The organism is Paenibacillus kribbensis (genome assembly GCF_002240415.1).
Classification (GTDB): Bacteria; Bacillota; Bacilli; order Paenibacillales; family Paenibacillaceae; genus Paenibacillus; species Paenibacillus kribbensis.
Map to the genome: position 1 here is coordinate 4,205,967 of NZ_CP020028.1, position 14,197 is coordinate 4,220,163.

General features: G+C 47.7%; 13 protein-coding genes and 1 riboswitch. Of the genes, 6 read left to right on the top strand and 7 right to left on the bottom strand.

The window, feature by feature from the left end; genetic code table 11:
- Positions 1–91: 91 nt before the first annotated feature.
- The 5 genes from B4V02_RS18755 to B4V02_RS18775 all read right to left on the bottom strand — a co-directional run bounded on the left by B4V02_RS18755 (position 92) and on the right by B4V02_RS18775 (position 4,539).
- Complete coding sequence (locus B4V02_RS18755; RefSeq protein ID WP_007429335.1) at positions 92–442, bottom strand: type II toxin-antitoxin system PemK/MazF family toxin; 351 nt, start codon at positions 440–442, stop codon at positions 92–94.
- 6 nt (positions 443–448) lie between these two features.
- Entirely contained in the window at positions 449–730 is a 282-nt protein-coding gene (locus B4V02_RS18760) for a CopG family ribbon-helix-helix protein (protein ID WP_007429334.1), read from the bottom strand.
- Between the two features lie 293 nt (positions 731–1,023).
- Positions 1,024–2,220, bottom strand: a complete 1,197-nt coding sequence (gene alr / locus B4V02_RS18765) for an alanine racemase (protein WP_094155925.1) — start codon at positions 2,218–2,220, stop codon at positions 1,024–1,026.
- 287 nt (positions 2,221–2,507) lie between these two features.
- A complete protein-coding gene (locus tag B4V02_RS18770; RefSeq protein ID WP_094155926.1) occupies positions 2,508–3,782 on the bottom strand; it encodes an outer membrane lipoprotein-sorting protein in 1,275 nt (424 codons plus the stop codon).
- Between the two features lie 124 nt (positions 3,783–3,906).
- The gene (locus tag B4V02_RS18775) at positions 3,907–4,539 is read right to left on the bottom strand and encodes a LysE family translocator (protein WP_094155927.1); all 633 of its coding nucleotides are present in this window, start codon (positions 4,537–4,539) and stop codon (positions 3,907–3,909) included.
- 235 nt (positions 4,540–4,774) lie between these two features.
- Between B4V02_RS18775 and B4V02_RS18780 the strand changes: the two genes are divergently transcribed.
- Together B4V02_RS18780 and B4V02_RS18785 are read left to right on the top strand one after the other, a co-directional pair.
- On the top strand, positions 4,775–5,770 hold the full coding sequence (locus B4V02_RS18780) for an ABC transporter substrate-binding protein (RefSeq protein ID WP_094155928.1): 996 nt from the start codon (positions 4,775–4,777) through the stop codon (positions 5,768–5,770).
- A 110-nt stretch (positions 5,771–5,880) separates the two neighbouring features.
- Positions 5,881–7,599 carry an AraC family transcriptional regulator gene (locus B4V02_RS18785; RefSeq protein ID WP_094155929.1) on the top strand — a complete coding sequence of 573 codons (1,719 nt, stop codon included), beginning with the start codon at positions 5,881–5,883 and terminating at the stop codon, positions 7,597–7,599.
- Positions 7,600–7,624: 25 nt separating this feature from the next.
- On the opposite strand, the gene B4V02_RS18790 is transcribed toward B4V02_RS18785, so the two are convergent.
- Together B4V02_RS18790 and B4V02_RS18795 are read right to left on the bottom strand one after the other, a co-directional pair.
- Entirely contained in the window at positions 7,625–9,256 is a 1,632-nt protein-coding gene (locus B4V02_RS18790; protein ID WP_094155930.1) for a formate--tetrahydrofolate ligase, read from the bottom strand.
- Positions 9,257–9,480: 224 nt separating this feature from the next.
- Positions 9,481–9,984, bottom strand: a complete 504-nt coding sequence (locus B4V02_RS18795) for a DUF6933 domain-containing protein (protein ID WP_007429326.1) — start codon at positions 9,982–9,984, stop codon at positions 9,481–9,483.
- A gap of 567 nt (positions 9,985–10,551) precedes the next feature.
- On the opposite strand from B4V02_RS18795, the gene B4V02_RS18800 reads away from it, so the two are divergent.
- From B4V02_RS18800 to B4V02_RS18815, 4 genes are all read left to right on the top strand, one after another.
- A complete protein-coding gene (locus B4V02_RS18800) occupies positions 10,552–11,259 on the top strand; it encodes a response regulator transcription factor (RefSeq protein ID WP_094155931.1) in 708 nt (235 codons plus the stop codon).
- Between the two features lies 1 nt (position 11,260).
- Entirely contained in the window at positions 11,261–12,205 is a 945-nt protein-coding gene (locus tag B4V02_RS18805) for a sensor histidine kinase (protein WP_094155932.1), read from the top strand.
- Between the two features lie 101 nt (positions 12,206–12,306).
- The gene (locus B4V02_RS18810) at positions 12,307–13,230 is read left to right on the top strand and encodes an ABC transporter ATP-binding protein (RefSeq protein WP_094155933.1); all 924 of its coding nucleotides are present in this window, start codon (positions 12,307–12,309) and stop codon (positions 13,228–13,230) included.
- Positions 13,223–13,918: an ABC transporter permease gene (locus tag B4V02_RS18815; protein WP_094155934.1), complete on the top strand. Its 696-nt coding sequence runs from the start codon at positions 13,223–13,225 to the stop codon at positions 13,916–13,918. Before B4V02_RS18810 ends, B4V02_RS18815 begins: the two co-directional genes overlap by 8 nt.
- Before the next feature lie 74 nt (positions 13,919–13,992).
- Positions 13,993–14,137, top strand: a riboswitch (FMN riboswitch).
- Positions 14,138–14,197 lie beyond the last annotated feature (60 nt).

The following is a 14,197-nucleotide window of genomic DNA, read 5'->3' on the forward strand; positions in this document are numbered from 1 at the left end:
AAGCAAGGCCCTGCCTGCATTTTCATCGGACATGCAAAAGGACAGCGCCCAAGCGCTGCCCTTTTCCCGTTTCACTCGTCGTTCCAATATGCTAAAAATCAATCAAACCAAGACTGATTTGAAGCGAATCGCTCACTTTGCGCATGGTTTCTTCATCCAAATGGGTGATTTTGTCGGTGAGCCTTTGTTTGTCGATCGTCCGAATTTGCTCCAGAAGAACGACAGAATCGCGATCAAAGCCATGCGTTGCCGCGTCGATCTCCACATGCGTGGGCAGCTTTGCCTTCTGAATCTGGGCGGTGATGGCTGCCACGATCACGGTAGGACTGAACCGGTTGCCGATATCATTTTGAATGATCAGCACTGGTCTGACGCCACCTTGCTCGGAACCGACTACGGGTGAAAGGTCTGCAAAAAAAACGTCGCCGCGCTTTACGATCAATATGGATTACACCCCGCTAACTGTACGGCCCAAGGTGCTGTTAGCATCTTCCTCCGCGTGAAAGGCTTCGGATGCCATGGTCAAGTTAATTTTAGCCATTTCCATGTACCCACGCTGCATCGCTTCACGAATGTAACGTTTTTTACGTTCGCCTACATACAGCTTCATGGCCTGCCTAATAAATTCACTACGGTTGGAATTTTCCATAGCTACGATCCCATCCACTTCCTGCAAGAGATGATCCGGCAAACTGATCATTATTCTTTTGGTGTTCTGCAAATTGGCCAACTTCTCTTCCACCCCCAAAACCTTGTCGCCATTGTACCATTATAACGTTATTCCCGGTAATTTATTCAAACGGAATACAAGAGAATGTATATGATATTCGTATATCATCTATGCTGCATTCCATTATAAACTACGCAGTTCGATTTCGTACAGGCGTTTGATCCCCGAAATACAAGTGTCAGCGGAGCCTGATGCGTTTTTTGACAGCTATAGCCTTCTTTTCTTTCCTTTGTACATATTTCGGGACGTTCTGCGAAAACTCCTGCTTTTCTCCGGTAATTTACGTTATGAAATTAATTCCAGCGGGTTGGAAGAAGCGAATTCACTCGAACAACAGGAACATTGCCGCGTGTATATACACGCGGTACCCTGTCTGCAATCATGCAGATCACTTCATAGTGGATCGTACCAAGCTTGGATGCCAGCTCATCCGCCGCAATCATTTCGCCGGACTGCTGACCGATGAGAACAACCTCTTCGCCGATTTGAATTTCCTCCGCATCCTCTGCGAAAGATTGTAAGGAAACCATACACTGGTCCATGCATATTGTACCGAGTACCGGGACACGGCGTCCGCGTATCAATACTTCGACCTTCCCGCTCAGCATGCGGGAGTATCCATCCGCGTAGCCGATTGGCAAGGTACCAATCTGCTCCTCTGTGGAGGTCACATACCGGGTGCCATAGCTAATCCCCCAGCCGGGAGGAAGCGACTTGGTATAAACCACCGCCGTCTTCAATGACAGCACAGGCAACAGTTCGATAGCTTGACGGTTCACCTCATCAGACGGATACAGTCCGTATATACTGATACCAATTCGTACCAAGTTAGGGGAAAGCGAAGGGGTATCAATGCTGGCCGCGCTGTTGCCCGTATGTATAATGGGAATGGCAATACCATGTTCCCTTAGCGCTTCCACCACACCCCGAAACCGATCATATTGAAGCAGTGTATAGCTTTTGTCTTCTTCATCCGCGCGGGCAAAATGGGTGTACATGCCTTCCAGCTGCACTTGCTCTAACCCTTCGACCTGCCGGACAAAAGCAACAGCCTTCTCTCCGGGTAGTAGCCCCAGTCTTCCCATGCCGCTGTCTATTTTGATGTGCACCTTCAGCTTGCGTTCGCTTCCTTTGCGGTCCAAGCGGCGGATACCCTCCAGCACTTCCTCACTGAATACCGTTAGTGAAATGTCATGCTCCCATGCCGCTTGTACAGCTTCTGGTGAGGTATACCCGAGCACAAGGATCGGCAATTCAATCCCCGCATGACGAAGCTCCAAAGCCTCATCCAAAAAAGCGACGCTCAAATAATCCACACCCAGACGTTCCAATTCCTTTGAAATTTCCACGGCACCGTGTCCGTAGGCGTTAGCCTTGACACAGACCAGCATCAGCTTGTCCGCTGGCAATGCCTTGCGAAAAGCTTCATAGTTGGCGCCAAGGTGATCCAGGTTGATTTCAGCCCGGGTCGATCTGTATTGTGCTTGCAAAATCCAGTCACCTTCTTCAATTGTTAGCCTGTAACATAACCTTTTACCATTCGGAATGTTGCAAAGTCCTTACTTCTAAAGGTTAATGGTAATGTTCAGAAACGTGGCTGTCAATGGCAGGGGACGTTCGTCAGCCTCCTCTCTAGCAATCTCTGCAATGAACAGAACATACAAGGAACAGAACATACAAGCGATGCACATCTTGGACCGCGAATGAACAAAAGACGGATACGGGCGGCAGCAGAGCATTGTACACTCCAGACCGTCTGCATCCGTCTTATAAGGTTTTATTTACCCGATTGATCCTGTATAGAAGCGGCAATTTGTATCATTTCGCTCACAGGCAGGTCAGCACTGGTAATTCGGAATTCAATTCCATCATTCATCCAGGTCAGGGTTTGCTGCTCACTGCCTGTCAGAACGGCAAAGCTGCCTCCAATATCAACCAGTTCCCCTGCGCTCAGAGCGACCGCCCTGTCTTTTGGACGTGCCTCCACAATCGTATAGTTATACGTTCCGCTATACCGCAACATTACCGCGTGTGTACCATTTTCCTCCAGCTCCGGCGTATCCTTGATTTGCACCCCGGCTGGCGTATAGGACGGTTCGATCAACCCGAACTCACCCATCATAGCTTCTGCGGCATCCGTACCCGCCGATGCTCCGGTTGCTGCATCAGATGCTTCCGGATTTTGCTGCTGCTCCGTGCTGGCTGCTGTATCCGGTTTCGAAGTATCACCTGTAGCAGCTCCATCCACCTTCGCTTCCCCGGTCTGCTGCTGGGTCGCATCTCCCGCTGTTCCCTGCTCTTGTCCGGCTTCGCTGGACTTCACGCCAGTCGCCCCATCGATTGCACCGCCAGGATCAAGCTGACTGCTAGAATCTACCGCTCCGGAAGATGGTGCCCCTTCACTCTTCGTATTCGTTTTCCCCGAAGCCATATTGCGCTCCATATCAAAAGAGTCCTTGTCGAACTTCGTATCAAACGCAAATTGATCGAATTTCAGATCAACGACAACCTTGGCGTTCGCATCCGAAACCTGTACCTGAGTGGGTGCATAGTTGCTTTTGGACAGCCATATTTTTTGTCTGACCAGCGCGTGGCTGTTGTAATTCGCTGCCACATCAAACACATAGGATTTATCATCGGTAGCCAGCTGACGTGAGGCATCTCCGATAATGCTGCGAACCAGCGTTTCATACAAATATACCTGGCCCTGGTTATTCGGCCAGTCGCTTTTAAAGCGAAAGCTCTTGTTCAGGCTGGGCGTTAGTACAAATACACCCTCATCATTACGCAGTACGATCTGCGTAACATCTTTTTTCTCGTTCGTCATGGCAATTCGGTAATAGGACGGCTTGCGGTAGGAAATATCCACCTTGTATTCCTGCGGCGTGTCGCCGGTATGCAGCGTCATCAAGGCTGTACCGTGGTAGCTGTTCAGGTCGCTCACCACGTCACTCAAATCTTTAACCACATCGTCCGCGCTCTTCTTGCCGCACCCGGCCAGCAGCAGCGTTACACACATGACCATGGCAAGCATCCATGAAATCCGGCGCATGTCATCAACCCCTTCAGCACATGTTTTAAATGAATTAGTACATGTCTATGAAGGACTTGTTCGATTTATGCAGACTGGCATGACAAGCTTGAGCGTATCTATTGCAGTAACTATTGCAGTAATGCTATAAAATCTTTTGAATACTTAAAACAAATTCATACAGGAAATAAACCGAAAAACCAATCAAAACCATACCAGCACTGATCGTAACCCACTTGATGGCAGTCCGATTCATGGCTTTGCGTGTTGTCGCCACAAGGGTCATCAAGCCTAAATCATGGATAAGAATACCCAACAGAATACCTAAGCCAACAATCAGGAATTGACTTGTATTTGACCGATCAAATGAACTTGCCAGCACCGTCCCAAAAACACTCACCCAGAACACTAAATTTCCTGGTGAAACAGCTACAAGCAGCCCATTTTTATAGGAAGAAAATAATGTTTTCGTCTTTTTCTCTCCTTCCAGCGCAATATCATGATCCGCATTTTTAATGCTATCGTACCCCACGTAGCACAAAAATATGGCTCCAATGAGCCACATGATCACCTGTACAACAGGTAATGACAAAACCGAGGCCAAGCCAAAATATAAACCAATGATTAATAACAAATCGATGGTCATCCCTCCAAGGCCCACAATCCATCCATGCATGAATCCATTCTTTAGCCCTTGCTTCGTCATTTCAACCGTAATGGTACCTACAGGTAGTGCTATAGAAAAACCAAGTAAAACATATGTAATAAACAATGCCATTTCCTGAACCCCTTTCAAATGTATAAAAAAGACATTCTATACCATAAAAAATGACAAATCAATAGATTTTTGAAGGCTGTACAAACCAAAAATACATGAGGTTTATTTTGTACAAAATCGGATTCATTGACCAAGTTTGTCCATTGAGTATTGAGGGTCCATCGCTTATCATTGCTTTTGTGATAATAATTCTCATTTACAAAATTTTGAATCACCCAATCATATGGAGGTTACTATGATCAACAAGAAAGCTACTCGACAATACACTGCTCTGATCTGCCTATTCTCTCTTATGGGGGCATTGCTGCTGGGATGCGGCGCATCTGACAATCAGACTGCAAACCGTAACACAGCAGCACCCGCAGCAGGATCAGCAGCATCTACACAGACTTTAGAAACAGCTCCAACACGCGCCTACACAGACTATAAGGGACATACAGTGAACATTCCGATGGCTCCCGGGCGCATTGCTTACTTCGGAGAAAACTATGGGGACCTGTTGGTTCTAGGCGTACAAGCTGTAGGTACATCGACTTCCATGATTGAGGGCAAGGTATATGAGAAACAGGTTCAGAATGTGTCGGACCTAGGGTTTCCCATTGATTTGGAAAAATCATTGGCTCTACAGCCAGATCTGATCATTACAAGCAATACGGATGAAAAGCAATACACAGCGCTGACTAAAATTGCCCCTACGATTATGTTCGATACCTTCGCTCCCATAAACGAGCGCTTGCTACTTCTCGGAGACATTGTGAACAAGAAAAAGGCTGCTGAAGACTGGCTTGCCCAATATAAAATCAAGGAAGCGGAGATGTGGACCAAGCTTCACGAAAACGGTGTTAAGGCGGGGGAAACGGCTTCAGTCTTTACCTACTATCCGGGTGACCGCTTGTTCGTAATGGGACGAACAGGATTGTCACAAATTTTGTACGAAAAGAACGGGCTCAAGCCTACAGCTCCTATTCAGAAAGCACTGGATGAAGACAAAGGATTCGTGCAAATATCGCAAGAAGTGATCGGACAATACGCCGGAGATCGGATCTTTATATTGAGTACTCCAAGTTCGGAAGCCCGGCAATCCACCGAACAGTTAATGAAAAGCAAGCTGTGGCTCCAGCTCCCTGCCGTCAAGCAAGGACATGTGTATATACAGGACATTGGCAAAACTGAAAGTGATGCATCCACCCGAGAATGGCTGCTGAAAGAACTGCCCAAGCTCATAAAATAATTCTGAAGAAGCTTATCGACACTTGTTGATAGGCTTCTTTTTTGTTGAACCGAAAGGAGGTATACTTAGATTCATATGATAACTATTCTTAATAAAAGGAGCGTTACACCGTGAATCTGTTCTTGTCGTCCTCACCCCCTCCTCCGTCCAACTCGCTGCTTTTTCATTTTAAGGGGATTGAGCTGGTTGGTGAGCCTGCAGCTTCCGCATGTCCAGTTCCAGCTCACTGCCTGCTTATGTTCATCGGTGGGACAGGTATGGTGGACATGGGGCAAGAGCAGTATCTATTCCATACAGGTCATGGGTATTGGCTAACGCCAGGTGAATTCTATCGAATCGCTCCCATTGATGGAACGGTGCCCGAATACTATCGGATCACGTTCGAGGTCATTGCTATGCCATCGGAACCACCATCAGACACAGCTTTGGGTGAACATACAACAGGCATACCATCCATATATAATGGACCTGTCCTGCCCAGACCACGTGAGCACATCGCTTCCTCTTTTTTCAAGCTCATTCAGTTGACCAAGCAATTATTCCATAGCGCCCAACAACCGATGCACCAGCATAACCCCATGTCCGCATTACAGCAGCAAATCATGTTTCAGGAGCTGCTCCTGCTGTGGCACGAATCGCATGAACAGGCAAGGAATAGAGCCAGCTCCAATTCTGCATTGCCAGCATCCATCGAAGGCACCATCACTTATATGGAAAATCACTATGAAAAGCCTATCACCGTCAAGCAGCTTGCCGAACAGGCGAACGTTTCCATATGGCAATACTCGCAAATGTTTCGAAAAATGACAGGCAAAAAGCCGCTGCATTACCTCACTGAGCTGCGCTTGAATCATGCCAAGCGGCTACTGCTGGAATGCAAACGGCCTTTACGGGAAATTGCCCGTCAGGTTGGTTTCTCTGACGAATATTATTTTAACCGACGCTTTAGGCAAATGACCGGAATTCCTCCGGGACAGTACGCGCTTAACATTTCCTGTTCCGTAGGCGTCAAGGATTGGACAGGCCACCATATTCATATTCCGCGCCGCCCAAGCCGCATCATCTATCATGGAGAAACGATGGGCGATCTGCTCGCGTTAGGGGCCAAAGCCGTTGGAGGAAGCCTGCGTCTCAGTAAATACAGTGTCTATAAGCATCGTCTGGGAAGCGTTGCAGATGTCGGACTTCCGCTGGATACCCGTTTGACCAGCGCTCTCGAGCCTGATCTGATTATCTTTGCCAACTCGGATGAACAGGAATATGAGCGTATTGCCAACATCGCGCCTACCGTCACCTTCAACTCCTTCGCCGCGCTGGAGGAACGGCTGCGCACGCTTGGCGTCTGGCTCGGCAAGGAACGCGAGGCCGAACGATGGCTGTCCTTCGCTGCCCGTAATCTGGAGATGTGGCAACAGCTTGGCACAGTAATCACAGCCGGGGAAACAGCCTCCGCCTTCATCTTCGATCACGGGGATCGGTTGTTTGTCATGGGCATGTCCGGCTTTTCGCCAGCCCTCTACCACCCGCAGGGCTTTCAACCTGTCGAGCCGATCCAAAAGGTGCTCGACGAGGGACACGGCTTCGTAGAAATTGAGCCAAACGAGCTGCCTGACTACGCCGGGGACCGCATTTTTATGCTCGTCCCCACAGCTCCAGACTCCAGACGCACGCTGGAGCGCATGATCAGCAGTTCTCTTTGGCGCAGCCTGCCTGCTGTGCGCCAGGGCAGGGTATACTTCGTAGATGCAGACCGCTGGAACTGGAGCGATGCCATGACCCGGCAAAAGCTGCTCACCGCCCTGCCCAAGCTGCTTGGCGCGTCATTATAAGATGATAGTATTTTTCATGAAAATACTACATCAGGCCGTGAATGCTTCCATCTGCCTCCAGCGACATATGCTCGGCGGCCGGGGATTTGGGCAGTCCAGGCATCGTCATGGTATTGCCCGTTTCCACCACTACAAAGCCTGCGCCTGCGGATAAAGAAGCGCTGGACACGTGAATCGTAAAGCCCTCCGGGGCTCCCAGCAGAGACGGCTGATCTGAAAAAGAATAGGGTGTTTTGGCCATGCACACAGGCAGTTGTCCGAAGCCAAGCTGCTCCATACCGGACAACGCCCGTTTAGCCGCAGGAGTGTATACTACATCTGCCGCACCGTAAAGCTCCTTCGCAATAATGCCAATTTTCGTTGGCAAATCAAGCGCAGTATCATACAAAGGTGCGAAGCTGGCTTTGTCCTCCTGAAGCAGATTTAGCAGACTTTGAGCCAAGCGTTCTCCCCCACGGCTTCCCTGCGCCCATACCTGTGACAGCTCAGCGGGTACACCCAGCCTACGGCATTCTGCCCGAATGAGCTCCAGTTCAGCTTCATGATCTGTTGCAAAATGGTTAATCGCTACCAGTACAGGCACGCCAAACTTTTGCAAATTCCATATGTGTCGGTTCATATTGGCTAAGCCAAGCTGTAATTGCTCCAGATTTTCCGCATCCAGCTCGTTTTTGGAGACACCGCCGTTATATTTCAGTGCTTTGGCGGTGACGACCAATACAGCCGCATCTGGCCGCAAACCGGACTGACGGCACTTGATGTCAAAAAACTTTTCCGCTCCCAGTTCGGCCCCGAATCCAGCCTCTGTGAGGACCACCTCTCCTAGCTTCAAAGCCAGCTTCGTACCGATCAGACTGCTGCATCCATGTGCAATATTCGCAAAAGGTCCGCCATGCACGATGACCGGCGTTCCTTCCAACGTTTGTACTAGATTGGGCTTCAATGCTTCCCGAAGCAGCACGGCCATGCCTTCCACCGCGTTCAGTTCCTCGGCGGTTACCGCTTCGCCCGCCTCGTTATATCCAATCACCATTCGGCCCAATCGCGCTTTAAGATCGTTCATATTTTCACTTAGACATAATACCGCCATCACTTCCGAGGCCGAGGTAATCAGAAAGCCGCTTTCTCTCACCGCTCCATTCCCCGTACCCAATCCGGTCACAATACTTCGCAGGCTTCGGTCATTCATATCTACAGCCCGTTTCCACACGATCCGTTCCGGCTTCAGCCGCAAAGCATTTCCATGAAACAAATGGTTATCAATCATCGCTGCCAGCAAATTATGTGCTGCCGAAATCGCGTGTATATCACCTGTAAAATGCAGATTAATATCTTCTGCTGGAACAATCTGGGCCTGCCCTCCCCCAGTTGCTCCTCCTTTCATACCAAAACAAGGTCCAAGAGACGGCTCACGCAGCGCAGCAACGGTTTTGTGCCCCAACGTATTTAGCGCCTGTGACAGCCCGATGGTTGTTAGCGTTTTTCCTTCTCCCGCTGGAGTCGGATTCATCGCCGTAACCAGCACCAGCTTTCCATTCGGGCGTTCCTTCAACTGCTCCCACAGGGACGGATTTAGCTTCGCTTTATATTTTCCATACGTCTCCAAATGCTCTTCTTCAATTCCTGCTTCCTTGGCTACATCAATAATCCTCTTCATTGCTCGTTATGTACCCCCCGTTTTTAAGTCAGATCTATGCTGTCAAATACTTTATGTTTTATTCTACCAAAGTGTGCCGTTTATTGCGCTATGATTCATTTCATCGCAAGCGTTATCATCATATGAACTGATAAAAAAGAGCATCCCCGCCCGCATGGACTTGGTGGATACTCTTTTGTTTAGAAATCAGGATAGCCTATTTTTTGACCAAGATAGCAATTCGCTCAAACACGTTCCAGGTTATAATGCTTTTCTAATGCTTCTTTAAAAGTATCAACAGGATACTGGTATTGAACCGTTTTAAACACAATCCGGTTGTTGCATTGGTTTTTTTCCAGCTCGCACCCATGCTCCATATCCAATTCCTTCATGACAAAAATAAGCTCTTCCAAGGTTCTCATCACACTATGGCTGTTTGTCGTCGTAGCCAGCATCTGCTCGCCTTCCTGTGTGTATGCCTCTACGATCTGCTCATCAAAGCCTTCGCTGATCATGAATTCCTTCAAGGCTTGAATAAAAAGAGTCGGCAGATTTTTGTACTGCGATTTTTTAATGCCAAACAGCGTAATGCTAAAGCGGGTTGCATCATGCATAAACACAATATTTTTTCTCCGATTCAGTAAAAACAAGCTGGCATGCCAACTATTTAAAGGCGGATAAATATCAACGTGAAGTGGCTCGGTATCCCATTCCTTCAGCAGTTTTTGTGTTCCCCGTATAACAAACATCATTGCTCTCCTTTATTGACGGTCCTGTACCGCAGCTCATGATTCGACATGCTTGATCTTTTGCATAAAGCATGTCCCAGGTATCATAACACCTTATTCCTAAGATTAGATTGTAAACTCTTTCAGTATAATATAGGGGAAAGTATGCTGATATTAAGTTGATTACATCTTGTGTTAGGGGGAGTAAAAAATCTACTTCAGCGCTTGCAGATAAAAATATTTAGGTACATCTCATGTTGTGGTTAAAGAATGGAGGTGGCGTCATTGTCCTCACTCTTTTCATTATTTCAATACATCACCATGTTGTGGTTAAAGGCTAGTAGAATCAAGCTTTTCAAAATCACAATGTGCTTATTTTACTACAGCCACAAGGGTTTCGCAATTTTTCCCCAACCTCGGTCAACTTCTCACCTGTCATATAAAAAAACGGCCCTTTAAACCTCCTTCGAAAATTCTCCAACTCAAATTCATTGATATTTTTTATGGAAATCCCCTTCACTGCTCTATATAATTCAGATACAGTTCGTCATACGAGCTTAATCCAAACATTAGGGGTGTTCGACACCTATGTCACAGCATATTTTACTCATTGAAGACGATCTATCCATCGCCGAAATGCTGCACAAGGCGCTCAGCAAAGAAGGCTACAAACTAACCACCGCCTATGACGGGGAAGAAGGGCTTGCTGCCTTTGAACGTCACACCTACGATCTGGTTCTGGTGGATTTGATGATGCCGAAGGTGGATGGCATGGAAGTGATCCGCCGAATCCGAACCAGCAGCGCGGTGCCGATCCTGATTATGTCTGCCAAGGATACCGACGTGGATAAAGCGCTTGGACTGGGGTTTGGTGCGGACGATTATGTCGCCAAGCCTTTTTCGATGGTGGAAATGACCGCACGTATTCAGTCTGCGATCCGCAGATCCACTACATATGCCCGTCAGCAACAGCAGGAGGAACAACCGAAAGCACCAGTTTTGACCTATGGCAAGCTGCATATTGATTTGGATCATTTTACCGTCATTCGCAATGAAAATGAAATTCAGCTAACCGCCAAAGAATCCGATATTCTCAAGCTGTTTGTAACCAATCCGAACCGGGTATTTACGAAAGCGCAATTATACGGATTTATCTGGAAAGAGGATTATATGGGCGACGAGAACGTGATTAACGTCCATATTCGCCGTCTGCGTGAGAAAATCGAAGAAGATCCCTCCCACCCTGTCCATATTAAGACGCTTTGGGGGATCGGCTACAAATGGGAGAACGGCTGATATGAACATCGAGAACATGTCGGGATGGATTGTCGTCATCATCCTAACCGTCGTTATTTTATGGCTTTGGCGGGAGCGTATGGCCTACAAGCGCAGTATTCAGGATGTCCGAACCCTACTAGAGCGGATTGTGACGGTGAACCATGCGGAAAAGCTGCTATATGTCACAGGTGATGCTGAGCTGCAACGACTCATGACAGAAATCAACCGTCTGCTGGACCTGAATCTCAGGGTGTCGGTGGATTACAACCGAAGCCAAATCGCCATGCGCAAAATGATTTCAAATATTTCGCACGATCTCAAGACCCCGCTTACGGTGGTGCTTGGATATGCCGAAATGCTGGATGGTGATCCGAATATTTTGCCGGAAGAACGTACAAAGCTGCTATCCAAAATTCGTCAAAAAACAAACGAAGCGATTGAGCTGATCGGCAGTTTTTTTAGCTTGGCGAAGCTGGAGGCCAATGATACGGACATTCCACTAACACGGCTGGAGGTGGGAGAGCTGTGCAGACGCAGCATTTTGGAGTTTTATGATCTGCTGACCGCACAGGGGTTTGCAGTGCATATTGATATCCCGGAGCATCCCGTTCATGCCTTGGGAAACGAAGGAGCCATTGCACGGGTACTGAACAATCTGATTTCTAATGCAATTCGCTACGGGGCGGACGGCCAGACGCTGGGACTGAGTCTATCGGAACAGCAGGACACCGTGCGTATAGAAGTATGGGATCGTGGGAAAGGCATACAAGAGCCGGAGCAGGACAAGGTTTTTGAGCGTATGTACACACTGGAGGACTCACGCAATAAGGCGGTACAAGGCAGCGGACTGGGTCTTACGATTGCCAAACGACTGGTCGAGACGATGAACGGAGAGATTCAATTGACCAGCAAGCCTTATGACCAGACAGTCTTCTCTTTTACCTTGAAGAAAATCAACTATTAACTATTCATTGAACTTAATAAATTTGTAAGAATCACGAAAGAAAAATGAATATTTCACCCTTTATTCTTGAATCATCAACAGTATACGAAGGGAGAACACCCATGACTTACATATTACGTACACATCAGCTGACCAAAGCCCTGAAGGGCAATGAAATTGTAGCAGGGGTCAGTATGAATGTCCGAAAGGGGGAAACCTATGGCTTTCTCGGTCCCAATGGAGCGGGCAAAACAACGATCATGAAAATGATTACCAACCTGCTCAAGCCGACAACAGGTGAGATTGAATTGTTCGGTGAAAAATTGACGCCAAAATCGTACCATCTGCTCGGACGGATGGGTTCGATTATTGAATATCCGATTTTTTATGACAGGCTGACAGCCCAGCAAAATCTAGAGCTGCACTGTGAATACATGGGCTATTATAACAAGCAGGCTGTTCGGGATGCTCTGGAGCTAGTGAACTTGCGCAACGCGGGTGACAAGCCGGTAAAGGACTTTTCCTTGGGGATGAAGCAGCGTCTCGGGATCGCCCGAGCCATCGCGACCAAGCCGGAGCTGCTGATTTTAGATGAACCGATTAATGGTCTGGACCCGGTAGGAATCAAGGAAATCCGCCAGTTATTCCACATGCTGTGCAAGGAATACGGGATGACCCTGCTTGTGTCCAGTCATATTTTAGCGGAAATTGAGCAGATTGCGGATACGGTGGGCGTCATTAATCACGGGCGGCTGATTGAGGAAGTGTCAATGGAACAGGTGCGGGAAACCAATACCGAGTACATCGAATTTTCAACCAATGATTGCAAAAAGGCAGTCTACGTCCTCTCGCATCATCTGAATCTGAATAATATTCGGGTACTGAACGAGCAATGTGTACGTATTTACGATACAAGTGTACCGCAAAAGCAAATTACAAAAACCCTCATTATCAATGATGTAGAGGTGGATTCCATTCATCAGAAAAACAGTACGCTGGAAGACTACTTTTTGCGTCTGCTAAATGGAGGTGATCTCCATGCTTAAATTGATGCAGCTAGAATTGAAAAAATTCCATCTGGCAGGATATATCCGTTCAGCCCTGATCGCCAATGTCTGCATTCTTGGGCTTACCTGCCTCATTGCGCAGACCACCCAAAGTGAAGGTATACACGAATTTGCACAGTACACTCAGATTCTGGATCTCATGGACAATTTGGTCAGGGCCACTTTTATCGTGTTTGCCTCTGTTCTGCTGTGCCGCTTTATTGTAGACGAATTCAAGTCCAAATCAATTACCATCTTGTTCATGTACCCGATCCACCGTAAAAAGCTGATGATCGCCAAACTCTTGGTCGTGCTACTGTTTACGTTCCTGTCCATTATGATATCGGAAATTGTCATTACGGCTGCCATTCATCTGCTTAATCAATTTGTCGTTATTGTACCCGATCAGCTTACGCTTGCTGTGTTGGGCCAGCAATCAGTACGGACGCTGATGAATGCCGTTGCCGCCAGCTTTATGGGATTGGTTCCGCTGTATATGGGAATGCGAAAATATTCTGTACCCACAACCATTGTGACCTCCATCCTGATTGTAGCATTGCTTTTCTCCAATAATAACGGCCCTACGCTTAGCTCCTTTGCCCTCGTGCAAATTGGCTTTTCTGTGCTGGGAATGCTTGTCGCCTATGCAGCGATTCGCCGCATTGAGTATAAGGATATTACCTCGTAAAATGAGTACACACATTTTTCACTGGACTTCATTCTAAAACGGGTATATCCTAAAGGAGAAATTAAAAACGGAATAAGGATCTTCGGGGTAGGGTGTGATTCCCAACCGGCGGTATGGCTCATGGAGCTAAGCCCGCGACTCTGTATCTGGCAACAGGATACGGACTGATTTGGTGAGATGCCAAAGCCGACGGTAAAGTCCGGATGGAAGAAGATCGAAGCATGAACATGCCGTGAAGTGAATGAGTGCGGCAAGTTTATTTGATCAACCCCCGTCTTG